Raw genomic sequence first — 20,638 nt, 5'->3', positions numbered from 1 at the left:
CCGTCAGGGGCGCGGGGAACTGCGCGACCAGCCACGAACGACCCGCGGCCGCAAAGCCCACCGGCAGGGCGTCAGCCCACCCGATCCCAGAACAAGCCGAGCGCCTCGGCAGTCTCCCGCGGCCGATCCGAGTTCGGCGAGTGCTCGGCCCCGCCGACAACCGTGCGGTACGCGTTCAGGCGCACCGCCATGTCGTCGAGGAGCGGCACAGGCCACGTGTCGTCACGTTCGCCCGACAGGACGTGGACGGGCAGCCCGACGGCGGCCAGCTCGGCCACCCGGTCGGGCTCCTCGCACAACTGCCGCCCCGCGGCGATGAGTTGGGCCGGGCTGTTGCCGAGCCAGCGGCGCTTCAGGTCGTCCTGGTCGTCCAGACCGGCGTCCAGGTCGCCCTCGGCGTCCTCCGGCGGTTCAAGGGCCTGGATGGCCTCCCACACCTGGCCCATGTCCATCACGGCGAGCGCGTCCCGCAGGAGCTTCACGCGCTGCTGCTGGGAGGGGGAGATCTCGGCGGGCCCCGACGACATCAGCGTGAGCGACCGGAAACGGGACGGATCCAGCAGCACGGCCGCCCGGGCGACCTGCCCGCCGAAGGAGTGGCCCACGAGGTGGACGCGCTCCTGCGGGCGGTGGGTCGGGGCGTTGGCCAGGCCATCGCTGAGGCCATCGCTCAGGGCGTCGATCTGGGCGAGGACGTCCTGCGCCAACTCGGCCTGTGCGTAAGGAGTTTCGTCGTCCGTCGGGCCCGGTGACTCGTACTGGCCCCGCCCGTCCACGGCGACGGTCCGGTACCCGGCCGCGGCCAGTGGTTCGTGCAGCGAGATGAAGTCCTCCTTGCTGCCGGTGAACCCCGGCAGCAGGAGTGCGGTGCCCTTCTCGGGACTGCCCGCCTCGATCACGGCGAACTCCCCGCGCGCGGTGGCGAGCCGATACGCACGGGTTCCGGGGGGCGGGACGAAGGTGGCGGGCCTGCTCATGAGGAGGAGGCTATCCGGGGAACCTTTCGAACGGCATGCCGGGCGGCTACCGCGGGACGACGGGCCGGGGACACGGGCCCGCGACCGCGCACGGGAAGGCCGAGGACAGGCGTGCAACCGTGCACGGGAACCCCGACGCCGGACCCACGGCCGTGCACCGGAGCATCGGCGAAGGGCTCGCGACCGTGTGCGGGAACGTCGACGACAGGCGCGCGATCGTGCACCGGAACATCGACGACAGGCCTGCGACCGCGTGCGGGAACGCCGACGACGAGCCCGCGGCCGCGTGCGGGAACACCGACGACCAGCCAGCCACCATGCGCGGGAACGCCGACGGCCCGGTCCCGCCGGAGGGGGACCGGGCCTTCAGGTGTGAGCGTCAGCTCTCCGTCGTCTCGGCGGCGGCCGCAGCCGTCTTCCGCGCACGGCGGCGGGGCTTGGCCTCGGGTGCGGCCTCGACCGTGACCGCGTCCGCGACGGTGGCCGTGGCCGTGGCCGCCGTCTTGCGCGTGCGGCGCGGCTTGACCGGGGCCTCGGCCGCGGCGGCCTCGGTGGCCTGGGCCGGGATGTCGGCCTCGGCGACCGCGACCTTGCGGGCGCGGCGGCGGGGCTTCGTCTCGGCCACCTCCGCAGCCTCCGCGGTGTCCACGGCGGCCTCCGCGGCTGCAGCGGTCTTGCGGGTGCGGCGGGGCTTCGTCGCCGTGGCCGCAGGCGCCTCGGCCGTCGTGCCCTCGGCGGTGTCCACCGCCACCTCGGCGGCCTTGCGCGTACGCCGACGCGGCTTGGCCTCCGCGGCGAGCGCCTCGTCCACCGGAGCGGCCTCCGCGACCGTGGTGTCCGTGACTGCCTTGCGGGTGCGGCGGCGCGGCTTGGCCTCGGCCTCCTCGGCCACCTGGGCCGGGATGGCGGCTTCGACGGCCTCGACGGCTGCTGCGACCTCGGCGGACGCGGCGGCCTTACGAGTACGGCGGCGCGGCTTGGCCTCCGCGGCCTCGGCGGTGTCCAGGGCGGCCTCCGCGGCGGCCGTGGTCGTCGCCTTGCGGGTGCGGCGCGGCTTGGCCTCGACGGCCTCCACCGGCTCGACAGCGGCTTCCACCACGACCTCGGGGGCCTGGGCGGCCTTCCGCGTACGGCGGCGCGGCTTCGTCTCGGCGACCTCCGCCGCCTCGACGACCGTGCCCTCGGCGGTGTCCACCGCGGCCTCGGCAGCTGTGGCAGCAGCCGTGGCGGACTTGCGGGTCCGGCGGCGCGGCCTGCTCTCGGACGCAGGCTCGGACACCTCGACGGCCTCGGCGACGGGGGCCGCGGGGGCCTCCTCGACGACGGCAGTCTCGGGCTGAGCGGCTTCCGCGGCCCGGCGCGTACGACGACGGCGCGACCTGGCCTCCGTGGCGACCGGCTCGGCCGACGCGGTCGGCTCGGCGGCCTCGGCCACCGTGCCCTCGGCCGTGGCGACGGCCGTCTCGGCAGCCTCCGACGCGCCACCGGAACGCGTACGACGACGGCGGCGCGGCGTGCGTGCCTCCGTGGCCGCGGCGGCCGGCGCCGACTCCGTGGTCTCCTGCGTGGTCTGCTGCTCCGTGGCGTCCAGCGGCGTGCCGTTGCGGGTGCGGCGACGGCGACGCGGCGTACGAGCGGGACGCTCCCGGTCGCGCTCGGCGACCGGGGCCGCGGCCGACGCCGGGGCGCCGGAACGGCCACCGCGGCCGCGTGCGCCACGCCCGCCGGTCTCGCCGAGGTCCTCGACGGCCTCGGCCGAGAGACCGGCGCGGGTGCGCTCGGCACGCGGCAGAACACCCTTGGTGCCCGCGGGAATCTTCAGCTCTTCGAAGAGGTGCGGGGACGTGGAGTACGTCTCCGGCGGGTCGCTCAGACCGAGGTCCAGCGCCTTGTTGATGAGCTGCCAGCGCGGGATGTCGTCCCAGTCGACGAGGGTGATCGCGATGCCCTTGGCGCCCGCGCGGCCCGTACGGCCGATGCGGTGCAGGTACGTCTTCTCGTCCTCGGGGGACTGGTAGTTGATGACGTGCGTGACGCCCTCGACGTCGATGCCGCGCGCGGCCACGTCGGTGCAGACGAGCACGTCCACCTTGCCGTTGCGGAAGGCGCGCAGCGCCTGCTCGCGGGCGCCCTGGCCGAGGTCGCCGTGGACCGCGCCGGAGGCGAAACCGCGCTGCTGCAGCTGGTCGGCGAGGTCCGCCGCCGTCCGCTTGGTGCGGCAGAAGACCATCACGAGACCGCGGCCGTCGGCCTGCAGTATCCGCGAGACCATCTCCGGCTTGTCCATGTTGTGCGCGCGGTAGACGAACTGCTCGGTGTTGCGGACCGTCTGGCCCTCGTCGTCCGGCGCCGTGGCGCGGATGTGCGTGGGCTGCGACATGTAGCGGCGCGCGAGGCCGATGACCGCGCCCGGCATGGTCGCCGAGAACAGCATCGTCTGACGGCGGGCCGGCAGCATGTTGATGATCTTCTCGACGTCGGGCAGGAAGCCCAGGTCGAGCATCTCGTCGGCCTCGTCGAGGACGAGTGCCTTGATGTGCTTGAGGTCGAGCTTCCGCTGGCCCGCGAGGTCCAGCAGCCGGCCCGGGGTGCCGACGATCACGTCGACGCCCTTCTTGAGGGCCTCGACCTGCGGCTCGTACGCCCGGCCGCCGTAGATGGCCAGAACGCGTACGTTGCGGACCTTGCCGGCCGTCAGCAGGTCGTTCGTGACCTGCGTGCACAGCTCGCGCGTCGGGACGACGACGAGGGCCTGCGGGGCGTCGGTGAGCTGCTCGGGCTTGGCCCGGCCCGCCTCGACGTCCGCGGGAACGGTCACGCGCTCGAGGAGCGGAAGACCGAAGCCCAGCGTCTTGCCGGTGCCGGTCTTGGCCTGGCCGATGACGTCGGTGCCGGTCAGGGCAACGGGGAGCGTCATCTCCTGGATGGGGAAGGGACTGGTGATGCCGACGGCCTCAAGGGCTTCGGCTGTCTCGGGAAGAATCCCGAGCTCTCGGAAAGTAGTCAGGGTGCTGCCTCTTCTGTGTACGCGGTGCGAGGCGAGCGCGGGGGTCGTGTCGGGACCGTGCCGGGGACGTCGGCCGCTCTTGACCAGCGGGCCGGGTGGCATGGGACCACTGCCGACGCTCGAGCTCTCGTACCGCTGAGGGTTCCCTCCGGGTGTCGTACGCAATGTGCCGTACCGACGTGGAGGGCTGTCTGGTCGGAGCCGATCGGGCCACCGACCGGGCATCCTCATTCGTGCGGCCCGTCGAGTTACGTAGATCAACTCAGCGAGCGCATTACCACCATACCCCGGAATCGCGCATATGCGATGGCCGATTTGGTCACGTAGTCGTCGTCACACTGATTGACCAGGGCCTTCCGTCGTACGGTGGGCGGGCTATTGTGCGCTTCATGACGACGCCTGACAACGCTTCCGACGCATCTGCCGCTCACACCGGAGTCGCCGCCCAGGACTGGGCCAAGGCCTCCGTCGACCCCCAGTACCGCGCCGCGGTCGTGGACCTGATCGGAGCGCTGGCGTACGGGGAGCTGGCGGCGTTCGAACGCCTCGCGGAGGACGCGAAGCTGGCGCCGACGCTCGCGGACAAGGCGGAGCTGGCGAAGATGGCGTCGGCGGAGTTCCACCACTTCGAACAGCTGCGGGACCGGCTCACGGAGATCGGGGCGGAGCCGACGCAGGCCATGGAGCCGTTCGTCGCCGCGCTCGACGGTTTCCACAAGCAGACGGCCCCCTCGGACTGGCTGGAAGGACTCGTCAAGGCGTACGTCGGCGACTCGATCGCCAGCGACTTCTACCGGGAGGTCGCGGCCCGGCTCGACTCCGATACGCGCGGGCTCGTACTGGCCGTGCTCGACGACACCGGGCACGCGTCGTTCGCCGTCGAGAAGGTACGGGCCGCCATCGACGCGGATCCGCGGGTGGGCGGGCGACTCGCCCTGTGGGCGCGGCGGTTGATGGGCGAGGCGCTGTCGCAGTCCCAGCGGGTGGTTGCCGACCGGGACGCCTTGTCGACGATGCTCGTCGGCGGGGTGGCCGACGGGTTCGATCTCGCCGAGGTGGGGCGGATGTTCTCGCGGATCACTGAGGCGCACACAAAGCGGATGGCTGCGCTCGGGCTGGCCGCCTAGCCTTTTTGGCGCCGGTTCGTTTTCTGGGCTCGTTTGTTTTCTGCGGGTGCGTGGGGGCTGGGCGCGCAGTTCCCCGCGCCCCCAAAAGCTAGTCGGGACCGTCGCTCACACCGTTGCCGAGTGGCGGCTCAGTCTTCCCGCGGGGCGTAGGAGCAGGGAGATGGATGCTGCTGCCACCGCCACCGCGCCGAGCATCACGGGCAGGAAGCCGACGGAGCCCAGGGCGGTGTGGGTGAGGAAGGCGCCGAAGAGGCCTCCCGCGATGCCTGTCCCGAGGACCAGGCGGCGAGCGGGCAGGCGGTGCGGCAGGCGATACGCGGCGGCCCAGGCCAGTGCCAGACCGAGGATCGCGGAGCCGAGCGCTTCCAAGAACATCAGGGGGTCCCTCCCGCACGGCCGTGTGCACTTCGGTCGTAGCCCTGCATACCCGTGACCTGCGGAATGCAATCCTCCTCTGTGAGCGAGTTGTGCTCCATCCGTGAAGCACGGACACCAGGGGCGAGAGCATGGAAAAGGGGCTCGGCGGCAGTTGCCACCGAGCCCCTCTTCTTCGCCTTACAGCGCGCTGAAGCCCACCTTGCGCGTCGTCGGCTCGCCGAGCTCCACGTAGGCGAGGCGGTCCGCCGGGACCAGGACCTTGCGGCCGTGGTCGTCCACGAGGCTGAGCAGCTGCGACTTGCCGGCCAGCGCCTCGGACACCGCGCGCTCGACCTCTTCCGGGGTCTGACCGCTCTCCAGAACGATCTCGCGGGGCGCGTGCTGCACGCCGATCTTGACCTCCACGGCTATGTCCCTCCGACGGTCACTGATGTGCGCGTTCGTCCGCGCCGTACGCAGCACACATTAGCCCGGTGAGGGGACGTACATGTTCCGCCCGAGAACGCCAGGAGCGAACATCCGGTGGGAACAAAGTGGCGGTCGGTGGTCGTCCCCCGTGGTGACCCCGGTGATCCCCGCGACCAGTGGTGCCGCGATCCCCGTGATCAGTGCTGCTCGCTGCCGTGCAGCGGGAAACCGGCGATGCCCCGCCATGCCAGCGAGGTCAGCAGCTGCACCGCCTGGTCGCGCGGCACGCTGCGGTCGCTGTGCAGCCAGGAGCGGGCCACCACCTGGGCGAGTCCGCCGAGACCCGAGGCCAGCAGCATCGACTCGGCCTTGGACAGACCGGTGTCCTCCGCGATGACCTCGCAGATCGCCTCCGCACACTCGAACGTGACCTTGTCGACCCGCTCGCGCACCGCGGGCTCGTTCGTCAGGTCCGACTCGAAGACCAGACGGAACGCGCCGCCGTCGTCCTCCACGTACGCGAAGTACGCGTCCATGGTCGCCCGCACCCGCAGCTTGTTGTCCGTGGTGGACGCCAGGGCGGCACGTACGGCCTGCAGCAGTGACTCGCAGTGCTGGTCGAGCAGCGCGAGGTAGAGGTCGAGCTTGCCGGGAAAGTGCTGGTAGAGCACCGGCTTGCTGACGCCCGCGCGTTCGGCGATGTCGTCCATCGCGGCCGCGTGGTATCCCTGCGCGACAAACACTTCCTGGGCAGCGCCGAGGAGCTGGTTGCGTCGGGCACGGCGCGGCAGGCGTGTGCCCCGCGGGCGCGCCGCCTCTGTCTGCTCGATGGCTGTCACGCCGCCTCCCAAAATCGTCCACATTGCGGTGAGCGCCGCGCGGCCATCGTACTTTTCGGTAACCGTGGTGTGCGCGGTGCGAGCGCAGAATTTCACGGACCGGACGCCGGTGAAAACCCTGCATAAACCTTCATCAAGGGGCATACCGGGCGGTCGTGTCTTCTCCGACCCCGCCCCGGTTCGCCTCACCTCGCCTCAGCGGTAGTCGTCCTCGTCGAGTTCGACGACCCTCGCCTGTTCCGCGAGGTCCGCCTCGTTGGCGCTGTCCGTGTCCGCATCGGTCAGCGGTTCGTCGCGGTGGAGTGCCAGGTCCGCGTGCTGTTCGGCCGCGTCGGCTTCGGGGGCCTCGACACCGATCTCGGTGTCGTCGGATTCCTCGATGGTCTCGGGGTCGGTGGGGTCGACGGTCATGTGTCCTCTTCCCGAGTGGGTGCGAGCGCGCTCTCGTGCGAGTAACGAGTGCCCTCGTCTATGAAGCCTATGAGAGTCGAGATCGGGACGCTATGCGATCGCGCCGCCGTCCGGCCGCCGGGCCGTCGTGCGACACCGGGTCCTGTGACTGCGAACACACGATCCAGCGCGTGATCGTCTCGTAACATTGCCGCATGTCTTCGACCGAACTGCCGTCCGTGCTGGCCACTTCCGTCGCTCCGAAGGTCGGGACCGTCAGGGTGGCCGCGGGGGAGCGGCTGCGCACGGTCGGGCTCCCCGGGATCACGCTGACGGTCCGGTCGAGACCGCCGGTGCGGGAGGGGCTGCCGCCCGCGCTGTACGTGCACGGTCTCGGCGGTTCCTCGCAGAACTGGTCGGCGCTGATGCCCCTCCTGGACGGCCTCGTGGAAAGCGAGGCCGTCGATCTGCCGGGCTTCGGCGACTCGCCGCCACCGGACGACGGCGACTACTCGGTGACCGGGCACGCGCGCGCGGTCATCCGTTTTCTCGACGCGGCCGAGCGCGGTCCCGTGCATCTCTTCGGGAACTCGCTGGGCGGAGCCGTCACCACGCGCGTCGCGGCGGTACGGCCCGATCTCGTCCGCACGCTCACCCTCGTCTCGCCGGCGCTCCCGGAGATCCGGGTGCAGCGCTCGGCCGTGCCGACGGCGCTGCTGGCCCTGCCCGGCGTGGCGGGCCTGTTCACCAGGTTCACCAAGGACTGGTCCGCCGAACAGCGCGTACGGGGAGTCACGGCGCTCTGTTACGGCGACCCCGGCATGGTCACGCCCGAGGGATTCCGCAACGCGGTCGAGGAGATGGAGCGGCGGCTCGCCCTCCCCTACTTCTGGGACGCCATGGCACGCTCGGCACGCGGCATCGTGAACGCGTACACACTGGGTGGCCAGCACGGACTGTGGCGCCAGGCCGAGCGGGTGCTCGCGCCGACGCTCCTCGTGTACGGAGGCCGCGACCAGCTCGTCTCGTACCGTATGGCCCAGCGGGCGGCACGAGCCTTTCGCGACTCGCGGTTGCTGACGTTGCCTGACGCGGGACATGTGGCGATGATGGAGTACCCGGAGACCGTGGCCACGGCCTTCCGCGAACTCCTCGCGGACACCGGCGAGTTGGCCGACACCGGCCCTACCAGCGCGAGGAGCTGAGGCGGGACGTGGGACGTCACAGCCGCCGCGGGCCGGCCCCGAAGGGCGACACCGCCGACATACACGTGGTTCCCGCTGCCCGGTCGGAACCGCAGCCGGAGAAGAGGAAGTGGTCCGGGCGCCGGCGGGGGTCGGCCGAACGGCAGGCTCCTCAGCCGCCCACGGGCGGGACGCCGGCCCAGGGCATGCCCCGGCTGCCCGAGGGCTGGGCACCCCGGGGGTCCGAGGGCGTACCGGGGCAGGGAGTTCCGCGGGCCGGGGGCGGGATGCCTCAGGGTGGAGCCCCGGGCAGGGCTCCCGGCAGGGCCCCGGGTGGGACTTCGGGATTCGCGGGTGGCGCGCAGGCCGGGGGACCTTCGCGGTTCTCCGGCGGTCCGGCGGCGCGAGGAGCGGCCGGCGGGGCGACCGGTGGAGGAGCGCCCACCGGGCGGCTTCCCGACGGCACGCCCGCGTACGGGTTTCCGCGCCTCCCCGACGGGACTCCGGCGCACGGGTTCCCGCGGATGCAGGACGGCACGCCCGCTCATGGGTTTCCGCGCTTCCAGGACGGCACTCCCGCCGCCGGCTTCCCGCGGCCGCAGGACGGCACCCCTGCCCACGGCTTTCCGAGGCCGCAGGACGGCACGCCTGCCCACGGGTTTCCGCGGTTGCCCGACGGGACTCCGGCGCACGGGTTTCCCCGGCTGCCCGACGGGACTCCGGACCGTGGCGCGCCGCGCTATCCCGACGGCACTCCCGCGCACGGCGTACCGCGGGTCCGTGGTGGGCATCCCGAGCAGCGCGAAAACGGCGGTGCCTGGGGCGAGTTGAGGGGTGGTCCGCGGGCGGGCGTCGGGTACGGAGCGCCGCAGGGATCCCCGCAGGGATCTCCGCAAGGGCCTCCCGGGGCAGTGCGGCCCGGGCCCGGGGAAGGCCAGGGCCTGCCGCAGGGCCGGTCCGGCCCGACGGTTCCCCGGCAGCGGTTCGCGCCGCCCAGGTCGGGAGCCGGTGGCCCCCGGCAGGCCTACGTGGACGCCTTCGACCGGGGCGAGGACCCCTTCGCGCCCCGTTCTGCCGCCGAGGCGGCGCTTCGCTCGGACCCTTACGCCTCCGTCACCGTCTGGGACGACGAGGTCGAGCACAAGGTGGCCCCGGGCGGGCGCAGGACGCCTCCGGGCGATCAGGAACCTCCGGACGCGCGGCCCGAGAAGGCCGGGGGAGGCAAGGGCCGGGCCTTCACCGGCATCGCGGCCGCCGCCGTCACCACCGTCCTGGCCGTCGTCGTGGCCGGACAGGTCATCGGCGGACGTGAGGACGACTCCGTACGCCCGCAGTCCGCGAGTGGCGCCGACCGGGAGGCCAAGGACTCGGCGTCGCGCACCGACAGCCGGCCGGTCCCGTCCTCATCGGCGGGGGCGGATGCGGCTGCTGGTGCTGGCGCTGGTGCGGCCACGCTGTCGTACTCCCAGCAGATGGCGAAGAAATATCCCCTGGCGGCGGATCTCAAGGGCTCCGGGGAGTTCGACGCGATCTCCGGGTTCGACAAGGCGCCGGGGACCGGGCGGAAGTACACCTACCGCGTCGACGTCGAGAAGGGCCTCGGTCTCGACGGTGCGCTCTTCGCGGAGGCCGTGCAGAAGACCCTGAACGACGACCGGAGTTGGGCCCACGACGGCGGCCGTACCTTCGAGCGGGTCTCCTCCGGGAAGTCCGACTTCGTCATCACCCTGGCAAGCCCCGGGACGACGGCGTTCTGGTGTGCCAAGTCGGGCCTCGACACCACCGAGGACAACGTCTCCTGCGACTCGGCCTCCACCGAACGCGTGATGATCAACGCGTACCGCTGGGCCCAGGGTTCCGAGACGTACGGCGACAAGATGTACGCGTACCGCCAGATGCTGATCAACCACGAGATCGGCCACCGGCTCGGCTTCGGCCATGTGAGCTGCAGTGTGGACGGCGCGCTCGCCCCCGTCATGCAGCAGCAGACCAAGTTCCTCGACCACGACGGAATCCGCTGCCGGCCCAACCCCTGGGCGTTCCCCGGGAACTGACGGCTTTCCCGAGGGCTGGCGGCCGCTCGCCGGAAACCGGCGGGCCGTGACATGACGAAACGTGTTCGGTTGATCTCTTAGCGCGACAGAACGCGACCCGCACGGGAAAGTTACGACCGTTCACCCCTTTTGGTGGCGCGATGGACAACCGTCCATCGCGCCACCGTCATGTCCGCATACGTTCGTCCCGCTGTGAGCCGCCGGGTCAACGGCGGCTCCCCATACGGGAGATCGGGGGTGCGCTCGTGCGCATCGGACTGCTTACGGAGGGTGGCTATCCGTATGTGAGCGGTGATGCCAGGCTCTGGTGCGACCGGCTCGTACGCGGGCTCGGGCAGCACGAGTTCGACATCTACGCGCTCAGCCGCAGCGAGCAACAGGAGGACGAGGGCTGGATCGAACTCCCGCCCCAGGTCAGCCGCGTACGCACCGCACCGCTGTGGACCGCCGAGGACGACGGTGTCGGATACGGGCGACGGGCACGGCGGCGCTTCGCCGAGTGTTACGAGGAGTTGGCGGCGGCCGTGTGCGCCGGGGACGCGCCGGTGGGATCCGCCGCGTTCGAGGGGGCGGCCGGGTCTGCGGCGGCAGCCGGATCCGCCGGAGCGGCCGGGGGCGGAGGGGCGGTCGGGGGTGCCTCCGCGGGTGCTTCTGCGGGTGTGGCGGACCGTTTCGGCAGTGCGCTGTACGGGCTGGCGGAACTCGCCCGGGACGAGGGCGGACTGGTCGGCGCCCTGCGCTCCGAGACCGCCGTGCGCGCCCTGGAGCGGGCCTGCCGCGCGCCCGGCGCACTTCGTGCCGCACGCGGCGCACGCGTACCGGATCTGCTCACCGTCGCCGCCCAGGTGGAGCGCACGCTGAGACCGCTGTCCCTCGACTGGTACGAGGACGACGGGCTCGGCTCGGTCGACCTGTGCCACGCCACCTCCGGCGGCGCGGCGGCCCTACCCGGGCTGCTGGCGCGGCACTTCACGGGCGTGCCCCTGCTCGTCACCGAGTACGGCGTGCAGCTGCGGGCGCACTATCTGGGTGCGCGGGAGGATCTGGAGGGCCGTGCGGCCTCGTCCTCGGCGCGGGCGCTGCTCGCCGCGTTCCACGGCCGGCTCGCCGCCGAGGCCTACCGGCAGGCCGAGATCATCACGCCCGGCAACACGCACGCCCGCCGCTGGCAGGAGCGCTGCGGCGCCGACCGCGCCAGGATCCGTACGGTCTATCCGGGCATGGAGGCGTCCCGCTTCTCGGACGTGGGCGAGAGCGCCGAAGCCGCCGACGCGGACACCCTGGTGTGGGTCGGGCGCATCGAGCCCGCCAAGGACCTGATCTCGCTGCTGCACGCCTTCGCGGAGATCCGCAAGGACGAGCCGAAGACGCGGTTGCGCATCGTCGGCGCACCGTCCGAGGGGCTGGAGGGCGCGACCTATCTGGCGCACTGCAAGGCGCTGGCCGCGCAGCTCTTCCCCGACGAGGCGGACGGTGTGCACACCGTCGGCGACAACCCTGTCTCCTTCGAGGAGATCGGCGGACCGGAGGTACCGACCCTCCCGGAGGCGTACGCGGCGGGGTCCGTCGTCGTCCTGTCCAGCGTCGTCGAGGGCTTCCCGATCAGCCTCGTCGAGGCGATGTTCTGCGGACGCGCCACGGTCTCCACCGATGTCGGCGCGGTCGTGGAGGTCATCGGCGGTACGGGTCTCGTGGTGCCGCCGCGCAATCCGCGGGCGCTCGCCGAGGCGTGCGTCTCCCTGCTGCGCGACCCCGAGCGTCGTGCGCGCCTCGGCGCGGCGGCACGCGCGCGTGCGCTCGAACTGTTCACCGTCGAGCAGAACATCACGGCATTTCACGGCATTTACCTTGAGATCGTTTCGCGCTGTCCGGTCCCGAGGGTCGTCGTCGACGCCTCGGGTGAGCCCTTGCCGTTCGCCATACCGGCCGAGGCCCATGTGCCGGGGCGGTGGGCCGACTCCGGCACACGACTGGTCGCGGGCAGACCGGGGCCGGGATGGGCGGCGGGACCGCCCGTCCGGGGTGTCCCGCTCGGGTACGCCTCGGGGGCCGCTTCCGGCGAGCCCGTGCCCGCGGGGGAGGGGGCGTGGTGAACGGACGGCGACGGACGGGGCGCGCGGACGCCACCCAGGCACCGGGAAGCCCCGAGGCATGGGACGCAAGGTCCGAGGAGTGGCTGATGGGCGTCGACGAGCCGGGGACACCGGACGCCGAGGTCGGCGAGACGAGGGTGGTCGACGTCCAGCCCGGAGAAGTCCGCGTGGTGGACGTGCAGTTGGGGGAGTCGAGGGTGGCGGATGCCCGGCGCGCGTGGGATGCCGTCTCTCGCGAGGGTGCCGGTGCCGGTGTTGGCTTGGGCGCAGGTGTTGGCTTGGGTGCGGGTGCGGGTGCGGGTGCGGGTGCGGGTGCGGGTGCGGGTGCGGGCTTGGGTGCCGGGGTGGCGCCGGCTTCCGGCCGGAAGCCGACGTCTCACGCGAGCCAGGCCGCTTCTGTCGTCCACGGGGCTTCCGTCCACGGGAGTGAGTCGGCCGGGTCCGACCGCGATGCGTCCGCCTACGCCGGGGGAGGCGCTGCCGCGGACCGCAAGCCCTCCGCCCGGCGCGGTGCCGTCGACCCCGTGAAGGCCCTCATGCACCGCCACCGCGAGTTGTGCGAACGCGCGGTGGACCCGCTGGAGATCGCTGCGGGGCTGGAGGCACACGGTGTGACCGACCGGACCGCCACGCGCTTCCGGCACCGGGACGTGTTCTCGCTCGCCGAGGAGATGTACGCGCGCGTGCCCCGCGCCGGTGACACGGCACCGCGGTCCGAGGCGCCGGACAGCCCGAAGGTGCGCGCCGACTGGGCTCTGCTCACCCTGCTGCCGGGCGCCCTGTGCGCGGCGACCGTGACCGGGCTCCGGCTCACGGAGGGACGGCCGCGTCTCGCGGTGGCCGTCGTGGGCGTGTTCGCCATCTCCCTGGGCCTGCGCGCGGCCGTCCGCCGCGGCCCGCTGAGTGCCGCACGCGCGTGGCACCCGACCACGTCCACGCGCGCGTGGACGTGCGGGCTCCTCGCCTACGCCCTTCTCGGCGACGGCCTGCTCGCCGCGGGCATCGAGGGCGGCCCCGACGGACCGCCCACCGGCGGCTCCGGCAGCCCCTGGCCGATAGCCCTCGCGTCCGTTCTCGCCCTCACCCTGGCCGTCGTCCCGGCGGCCTGGTGCGCACACCTCTTCGCCGTACGCGCCCGGCGCCGACTCGCCACCAGCCGGGGCCTGGAGGAGTTCGCCTCCTCCGTGAGGCCCCTGCTCCTGGGCGTGTTCGGACTGTTCCTCTGCGCCCTGGGCGGCCTGCTCGCCGGCAGCGGGGCATGGCTGGGCGAACCTCCCGCGTACGCCGCGGCCGGAGCCCTCGGCGCGCTTCTGCTGCTCGCCCGGCTCCTCACCGTGCACGGCTTCACGCACGCTCCCGCCGTCATCCTCGCGGCCGCGGGCACGGCCCAGGCGCTGGCACTGGTGAGCGTCTTCGCCGGCCGCCTGCCCGGCTGCTCGCTGCTGGCCCGGCCCGTCGAGACCGCGGCCGCCGCCTGGGGGCCGGGATCCGTCCCCGCCCTTGTGTGGGGAGGGGCGGCACTCGTCCTCCTGATCCACGCGACCAGGACCCTCACCCGGGCCTCGGCCCACGCGGCACACGGAGACACACCGTGAACCGCCCCCGGCGCCCGGCCTCCGTGCCGAGCGCCCTTCCCGCGGGGCCGACACCGCGGGCCTTCCGCACGACCCACGGCAACACCCTGAAGGAGAACGCCAGATGATCACCCTCCGCATCGGAGAATCCGCCCCGGGAGCCGCCCGATGAGGGTGCTGCTGATCGGAGCCAACGGATACCTTGGCCGGTTCGTCGCAGACCGCCTCCTCGCCGACCCCGCCGTGCAGCTCACCGCGCTCGGCCGGGGCGACGACGCGGACGTGCGCTTCGACCTCGCAAGCGGCAGCCCGGGAGCGCTCACCCGCTTCCTGGACGCGGTACACCCCGGCGTCGTCGTCAACTGCGCCGGAGCCACCCGCGGCGGCGCCCGCGAGCTGACCCGGCACAACACCGTCGCCGTCGCCACCGTCTGCGAAGCCCTGCGCCGCAGCGGCTGCGGAGCGCGCCTCGTGCAGATCGGCTGCGGCGCGGAGTACGGCCCCAGCCAGCCCGGCTCCTCCACGGCCGAGGACGCCGTGCCCCGCCCCGGCGGCCCTTACGGCGTCAGCAAGCTCGCCGCCACCGAACTGGTCCTCGGGTCCGGCCTCGACGCCGTCGTCCTGCGGGTGTTCTCGCCCGCAGGCCCCGGCACCCCGGCCGGCTCGCCCCTCGGCCGCCTCGCCGAGGCCATGCGCCGCGCCATGCAGTCCGGCGACGGCGAACTCAAACTCGGTGGCCTCGGTGTCCAACGCGACTTCATCGACGTACGCGACGTCGCCCGTGCCGTCCATGCCGCCTCCCTCTCCGCCGCACAGGGCGTCATCAACATCGGATCCGGTCGTGCCGTACGCCTCCGCGACGCCGCCTCCGTCCTCGCACGCGTCGCCGGCTACGGCGGTGCCCTGCACGAACTCGACGGACCGCCCGTCCCGGTCAGGCCATCCATCGGCCACCCCCGCTCCGAACCCGAGCACACGGCCCCGACCGCCTACCCCTACCCGGACGGCTGCGGCAGCTGGCAGCAGGCCGACGTGCGCACCGCACGAGACCGGCTCGGCTGGCGCCCCCGGATCAACCTCGAGGAATCCCTCGCCGACATCTGGATGGAGGCGGCATGCCGCATCTGACCAGCACCGCAACGGGCACCGCGAGCACCGACTTACGGGTCGGCTTCGGTATCCCCGGCTATGCGCACCCCCTTGTCGCCCCGGTCGAATGGGGCGAACTCACCCGCCCCGGCACCCCCTTGCACTGGGTCGTCCTGAACGTCGCCGACGGCCCCGGCACCCGCCCCGACCCCCGCTGTCTGGAAGCGGCCGGACGCCTGCGCAACGCGGGCGTCCGTGTCCTGGGCCACCTGGATGTGACGTACGGCGCACGAGCCTTCGGCGAGCTCGTCTCCGACGCACACCGTTATCGCGACTGGTACCAGGTCGACGGTTTCCTCCTGGACCGCTGTCCCACGGAGCGGACAGCGCTGCCCGAGATCCGTCGCACGGCCACCAGCCTGCGCGCGCTCTTCGGCGAGGGCCGCGAGGGCCATGTCGTCCTCGGCCACGGCAGCCACCCGTATCCCGGATATGCCGAGGCCGCCGACCAGTTGGTGACCTTCGCCGGGCCCTGGAGCGACTACCGCTGGTCGCAGGTGGCCGAGTGGACCGCCGAGTACCCGCCCGAGCGCTTCTGCCACTTCGTGCACAGCGTGCCGCGCGGCCATCTCGACGAGGCACTGCGCATCGCCCGCTGGCAGGGCGCCTCGACGATCTACTTCACCGACCGCACGGATCGCGGCGGTTCGGCCGACCCCTGGGAGAGCATGCCCGGCTACTGGGACGAAATCGTCTCGCGGATCGGAACGGGTGTCTCGGAATGAAGAAGGGCGTGGCAGTGTTACGGGGAGAACAACTGTAGTGATTGACCGACCAACGGAGTCCCCGTGTCGCTGCCACCCCTGGTCGAGCCAGCTGCTGAGCTCACCGTAGACGAGGTCCGCAGGTACTCCCGCCACCTGATCATCCCCGACGTGGGCATGGACGGGCAGAAGCGGCTGAAGAACGCCAAGGTGCTCTGTGTGGGCGCCGGCGGCCTGGGCTCGCCGGCGCTGATGTACCTGGCCGCCGCCGGCGTGGGCACGCTCGGCATCGTGGAGTTCGACGAGGTCGACGAGTCGAACCTGCAGCGCCAGATCATCCACAGCCAGGCGGACATCGGCCGCTCCAAGGCCGAGTCGGCCCGCGACAGCGTGCTGGGCATCAACCCGTACGTGAACGTGGTCCTTCACGAAGAGCGGCTCGAGGCCGAGAACGTGATGGACATCTTCAGCCAGTACGACCTGATCGTCGACGGCACGGACAACTTCGCGACCCGCTACCTGGTCAACGATGCGTGCGTGCTGCTCAACAAGCCGTACGTCTGGGGCTCCATCTACCGCTTCGACGGCCAGGCGTCGGTCTTCTGGTCCGAGCACGGCCCCTGCTACCGCTGCCTCTACCCGGAGCCCCCGCCGCCGGGCATGGTCCCCTCCTGCGCCGAGGGCGGCGTCCTCGGTGTGCTGTGCGCGTCGATCGGCTCCATCCAGGTCAACGAGGCCATCAAGCTCCTCGCGGGCATCGGTGAGCCGCTCCTCGGCCGCCTGATGATCTACGACGCCCTGGAGATGCAGTACCGCCAGGTCAAGGTCCGCAAGGACCCGAACTGCGCGGTCTGCGGCGAGAACCCCACCGTCACCGAGCTCATCGACTACGAGGCCTTCTGCGGCGTCGTCTCCGAAGAGGCCCAGGAGGCGGCGGCCGGCTCGACGATCACTCCCAAGCAGCTCAAGGAGTGGATCGACGACGGCGAGAACATCGAGATCATCGACGTCCGCGAGATCAACGAGTACGAGATCGTCTCGATCCCCGGCGCCAAGCTGATCCCGAAGAACGAGTTCCTCATGGGCACCGCCCTGGCGACTCTCCCGCAGGACAAGAAGATCGTCCTGCACTGCAAGACGGGTGTCCGCAGCGCGGAGGTCCTCGCGGTCCTCAAGTCGGCCGGTTTCGCGGACGCCGTGCACGTGGGCGGCGGCGTGATCGGCTGGGTCAACCAGATCGAGCCGGAGAAGCCCATCTACTAGGGACAGGCTTCGCAGGCACAGGCCTTGCGACGAGGGGCTCGGCACCAGGTGCGCCGGGCCCCTTTTCGTTGCCCCGGTCGGGATCGCTCCGGTCGGGACCGGCCCGATCAGGATTGCTCCGGTCGGAACCGGCCCGCTCAGGGCTGCCCCGGTCGGGTTCGCTCCCGTCGGGGCCGCCCGGACCGCTACTCGCAGACCTTGCCGTCCTGCGGCACCTTCCCGTCCAGCAGGTAGTCGTTCACCGTGCTGTCGACACAGTCGCTCCCGCTGCCGTACGCCCCGTGTCCCTCGCCCTTCCAGGTGAGCTGCACACCGACGCCCTTGCCCAGCTCGTCGGCCATCTTGCGGGCACCCTCGTACGGCGTCGCCGGGTCGCCGGTGTTGCCCACCACCAGGACGGGCTCCGCGCCGGGCGCGCTCACCTCCGCCGTCTCGTGCTGGCCGGCCACCGGCCAGTCGTGGCACCAGCCCGCCGTGTCCCAGCCCATCGAATCGCCGAAGACGGGCGAGATCCTCCGGAACTCGGGGAGCAGCGCCTTCGCCTCGGCGGGCGTCGGCCGCTCCTTGTCGTCCAAGCACGATATGACCCGTTGTGAATGCGTCGTCGTGCCGTAGCGCCCCGACGCATCACGGTCGTTGTAGCCGTCGGCCTGCGCGAGCAGTTCCGTACCGTCGCCGTCCTCGGCCGCTTCGAGCGCGCTGGTGAGCGCGGGCCAGGACGACTTGCTGTAGAGCGGGTAGATGACGCCGGTGAGGGCCAGCTGCTGGGTGAGATCGCGGCCACTTGTCGTCGGCAGCGGCTCGGAGTCGATCCGCTTCAGCAGGTCGACGATCTTCTGGGAGCCCTCCTGCGGGTCCTGGCCCGTCGACTTGAGGTAGTCCTCCAGGGCGCGCTGGAAGCCCTTTGCCTGGTTCTTGGCGTGGCCCACCGTGCCGGCGCTCGGGTCGACAACCGCGTCGAGGAGCAGACGCCCCACGTTCTTGGGGAACAAGTGGGCGTACACGCCGCCCAGTTCCGTGCCGTACGAGATGCCGAAGTAGTGCATCTTCTGGTCGCCGAGGACATGGCGCATCAGGTCCATGTCCCGGGCCGTGTCGGTGGTCGAGACGTGCTCCATGAGCTTGCCCGCCGACTTCTCGCAGCCCTTGCCGAAGTCGGCCGCGTCCTTGAGGAACGTGGTCTCCTCGGCGGAGGTGTCCGGCGTGGTGTCGACCGACTCGGCCGTCTGGATCTCCTTGTTGTCACGACAGCGCACGCCCTCGCTGGCCGCGACGCCGCGCGGGTCCCAGCTCACCAGGTCGTACCGCTTGTGGAGCTCGGCGAACGTGGGTCCGTACGGCGGCAGATAGTCGACGCCCGAGCCGCCCGGGCCGCCGAAGTTGAACAGCAGTGAGCCGATGCGCTCGTCCGAGGAGCCGCTCGACTCGCTGCGGATCAGCGCTATGCCGATGGTCTCGCCCGTCGGCTTCGACCAGTCCAGCGGCACCTTGAGCGTCGCGCACCGCCAGTCGCCGCCCGGGGCGGGGCCGGTCTCCGTCGACTTGCAGCCGCCCCAGTCGAGCTTCTGCGACGTGAGGGAGGCGGGCAGCCCAGTGGTGTCGGAGGGCGCCGCGGCAGGCGGCCTTCCGTCGTCCTTGCTCTCGTCCCCGTCGCTCCCGGACGAGCCGCTGCAGCCGGCCACCAGCAACGCGGCGGCGGCCACAGCCGTCCACCGTGCGATACGCGCCATGAACACTTCCCCCCTCGCGGGTGTCGTCCGCCGGATGTCGCGGATGACAGTCAGGCAATAGTAGGCAGATGGCCGCGAGCGCCGTGAAGCCCTGTGGATAACCGTCTGACCTGCTATTTCACGAGCAGACCTGGCCGGTCGGCGGGACCTTGCCGTTCAGCAGATAGCCGTTCACGGTGTCGCGCACGCATTTGTTTCCACTGTCGTACGACCCATGCCCCTGGCCCTTGTACGTCAGCTCCACCCCGACTCCCTTGCCGAGCGAGTCCACCATCTTGCGGGCGCCCTCGTACGGCGTCGCCGGGTCGCCGGTGTTGCCGACCACGAGGATCGGTGCCGAGCCCAGCGCGCTCACGTCCGGGTGGTCGGCGGCGCCCGCCACGGCCCAGTCGGTGCAGCCGACCAGGCCCCACGCCAGATAGTCGCCGAAGAGGGGCGAGGCCCTGCGGAACTCCGGAAGCTTCGCCTGCACGTCGGCGGTGGTGTAGCGGGGCTTGTCGTCGGCGCAGTTGATGGAGACGTTGGCGGCGGCGATGTTGCTGTACTCGCCGTCCTGGTTCCGCCCGTTCATCGAGTCGGCCAGCAGCATCAGCACCCGGCCGTCACCGTCGTACGCCTGCTGGAGTCCCTCGGTGAGGTACTCCCAGAAGTCCTGCGAGTACAGGGACTGCGCGATGCCGCTGGTGGCGGCGGTCTGGGTCAGCTGCCGGGGGAAGACGCCCGGGATCGGTCTGCTTTCGAGGTCCGTGAGCAGTTTCGCGATCCGGTCCTTGACGTCCTGGGCGCTGTTGCCGAGCGGACAGTCCTCCGTCTTCGACGTGCAGTCCTCGGCGAAGTTGTCGAGTGCGAGCTGGAAGCCCTTGGCCTGCCCGAGCGATCCCTGCTCCGAGTTCTGTGTCGGGTCCACGACCGCGTCGAAGACGGCCCGCCCCACCTTCTTGGGGAACAAGTGGGCGTACACGCCGCCCAGTTCCGTGCCGTACGAGATGCCGAAGTAGTGCAGCTTGTCGTCGCCGAGGACCTGCCGCATCAGGTCCATGTCGCGGGCCGCGTCGGTGGTGCGTACGTACGGGAGGGTCTTGCCGGAGTTCTTCTCGCAGGCCGCGTTGAACTCCTTGGTGTTCTCCAGGAGCGTCTTCTGTTCGGCCGGGTCGTCGGGGGTGGCGTCCTGCTGGAAGTACTCGTCGAGCTGTTCGTTGTTCTCGCACTTCACGCCCGCGCTGCGGCCCACGCCCCGGGGGTCGAAGCTGACCAGGTCGTAGCGGGTGCGCAGTTGCTCGTAGTCCTGGCCGAACGCGGGGAGCGTGGTCACGCCCGAGCCGCCGGGGCCGCCGAAGTTGAAGACCAGTGAGCCGATGCGCTTGTCCTTGGCGCCGCTCGCCTCCGCGCGGATCAGCGCGAGCCCGATCGTGTCCCCTTTGGGCTTGTCCCAGTCCAGCGGCGCCTTGAGGGTCGCGCACTTCCACGTGTCACCGTCAGGCAGGGGCGACGGGGCATCGCCGCCACCCTCGGCCTCGGAGGGCTCCGGGCAGTCCTTCCAGCTCAGCTTCTGCGCCGACAGGTCCTCGTCCTTGGAGTCCCCGTCGCCGCCGCAGCCGGCGAGGGCCGCCGACAGCAGAACGGCGGTGGCGGTCAGGGCGGCGGCCCGCAGCGGGGAAGGGTTCGGCATGCTCCCATCCTGAGGTCGCCCGGAGCGGGGCGCTCGGGACACGGTCCGTGCGGGTGAGAGCCCCGAGGCACCTCTGTGGAGCGCGCTCTCGT

16 protein-coding genes are annotated in these 20,638 nt (G+C 71.8%); 8 read left to right on the top strand and 8 right to left on the bottom strand.

Annotated elements, in window-relative coordinates:
- Window positions 1-71: 71 nt before the first annotated feature.
- Both JEQ17_RS16815 and JEQ17_RS16810 read right to left on the bottom strand, forming a co-directional pair.
- Window positions 72-977, bottom strand: a complete 906-nt coding sequence (locus JEQ17_RS16815) for an alpha/beta fold hydrolase (protein ID WP_200396004.1) — start codon at window positions 975-977, stop codon at window positions 72-74.
- Between the two features lie 379 nt (window positions 978-1,356).
- Entirely contained in the window at window positions 1,357-3,894 is a 2,538-nt protein-coding gene (locus tag JEQ17_RS16810; protein WP_234048230.1) for a DEAD/DEAH box helicase, read from the bottom strand.
- Window positions 3,895-4,373: 479 nt separating this feature from the next.
- Here JEQ17_RS16810 and JEQ17_RS16805 point away from each other — a divergent pair, with 479 nt between their 5' ends.
- A complete protein-coding gene (locus tag JEQ17_RS16805) occupies window positions 4,374-5,111 on the top strand; it encodes a ferritin-like fold-containing protein (RefSeq protein WP_079052748.1) in 738 nt (245 codons plus the stop codon).
- A gap of 105 nt (window positions 5,112-5,216) precedes the next feature.
- Here JEQ17_RS16805 and JEQ17_RS16800 read toward each other — a convergent pair whose 3' ends face one another.
- From JEQ17_RS16800 to JEQ17_RS16785, 4 genes are all read right to left on the bottom strand, one after another.
- The gene (locus JEQ17_RS16800) at window positions 5,217-5,486 is read right to left on the bottom strand and encodes a hypothetical protein (RefSeq protein WP_200396002.1); all 270 of its coding nucleotides are present in this window, start codon (window positions 5,484-5,486) and stop codon (window positions 5,217-5,219) included.
- 180 nt (window positions 5,487-5,666) lie between these two features.
- On the bottom strand, window positions 5,667-5,894 hold the full coding sequence (locus JEQ17_RS16795) for a DUF3107 domain-containing protein (protein ID WP_055610545.1): 228 nt from the start codon (window positions 5,892-5,894) through the stop codon (window positions 5,667-5,669).
- Between the two features lie 200 nt (window positions 5,895-6,094).
- Window positions 6,095-6,736 (bottom strand): TetR/AcrR family transcriptional regulator, encoded by a 642-nt coding sequence (locus tag JEQ17_RS16790; RefSeq protein ID WP_200396001.1) that lies wholly within the window; start codon window positions 6,734-6,736, stop codon window positions 6,095-6,097.
- 195 nt (window positions 6,737-6,931) lie between these two features.
- Window positions 6,932-7,147, bottom strand: coding sequence for a hypothetical protein (locus tag JEQ17_RS16785; RefSeq protein WP_200396000.1), 216 nt, complete (start codon window positions 7,145-7,147; stop codon window positions 6,932-6,934).
- A gap of 194 nt (window positions 7,148-7,341) precedes the next feature.
- Between JEQ17_RS16785 and JEQ17_RS16780 the strand changes: the two genes are divergently transcribed.
- From JEQ17_RS16780 to moeZ, 7 genes are all read left to right on the top strand, one after another.
- Window positions 7,342-8,331 carry an alpha/beta fold hydrolase gene (locus JEQ17_RS16780; RefSeq protein ID WP_200395999.1) on the top strand — a complete coding sequence of 330 codons (990 nt, stop codon included), beginning with the start codon at window positions 7,342-7,344 and terminating at the stop codon, window positions 8,329-8,331.
- 266 nt (window positions 8,332-8,597) lie between these two features.
- Entirely contained in the window at window positions 8,598-10,364 is a 1,767-nt protein-coding gene (locus JEQ17_RS16775) for a DUF3152 domain-containing protein (protein ID WP_456115126.1), read from the top strand.
- A gap of 245 nt (window positions 10,365-10,609) precedes the next feature.
- On the top strand, window positions 10,610-12,457 hold the full coding sequence (locus JEQ17_RS16770; protein WP_234048229.1) for a DUF3492 domain-containing protein: 1,848 nt from the start codon (window positions 10,610-10,612) through the stop codon (window positions 12,455-12,457).
- A 167-nt stretch (window positions 12,458-12,624) separates the two neighbouring features.
- Window positions 12,625-14,052 carry a hypothetical protein gene (locus JEQ17_RS16765; protein WP_407700153.1) on the top strand — a complete coding sequence of 476 codons (1,428 nt, stop codon included), beginning with the start codon at window positions 12,625-12,627 and terminating at the stop codon, window positions 14,050-14,052.
- Between the two features lie 147 nt (window positions 14,053-14,199).
- A complete protein-coding gene (locus tag JEQ17_RS16760) occupies window positions 14,200-15,159 on the top strand; it encodes an NAD-dependent epimerase/dehydratase family protein (protein WP_200395996.1) in 960 nt (319 codons plus the stop codon).
- A complete protein-coding gene (locus JEQ17_RS16755; RefSeq protein ID WP_200395995.1) occupies window positions 15,147-15,905 on the top strand; it encodes a spherulation-specific family 4 protein in 759 nt (252 codons plus the stop codon). Before JEQ17_RS16760 ends, JEQ17_RS16755 begins: the two co-directional genes overlap by 13 nt.
- 63 nt (window positions 15,906-15,968) lie before the next feature.
- On the top strand, window positions 15,969-17,147 hold the full coding sequence (gene moeZ, locus JEQ17_RS16750; protein WP_200395994.1) for an adenylyltransferase/sulfurtransferase MoeZ: 1,179 nt from the start codon (window positions 15,969-15,971) through the stop codon (window positions 17,145-17,147).
- A gap of 185 nt (window positions 17,148-17,332) precedes the next feature.
- On the opposite strand, the gene JEQ17_RS16745 is transcribed toward moeZ, so the two are convergent.
- The gene (locus JEQ17_RS16745; protein ID WP_200395993.1) at window positions 17,333-18,877 is read right to left on the bottom strand and encodes an alpha/beta hydrolase; all 1,545 of its coding nucleotides are present in this window, start codon (window positions 18,875-18,877) and stop codon (window positions 17,333-17,335) included.
- Between the two features lie 118 nt (window positions 18,878-18,995).
- Window positions 18,996-20,546 carry an alpha/beta hydrolase gene (locus tag JEQ17_RS16740; RefSeq protein WP_200395992.1) on the bottom strand — a complete coding sequence of 517 codons (1,551 nt, stop codon included), beginning with the start codon at window positions 20,544-20,546 and terminating at the stop codon, window positions 18,996-18,998.
- Window positions 20,547-20,638 lie beyond the last annotated feature (92 nt).

It is taken from the genome of Streptomyces liliifuscus (genome assembly GCF_016598615.1).
GTDB classification, from domain to species: Bacteria; Actinomycetota; Actinomycetes; order Streptomycetales; family Streptomycetaceae; genus Streptomyces; species Streptomyces liliifuscus.
This window is presented reverse-complemented; position numbering and strand designations above follow the sequence as displayed.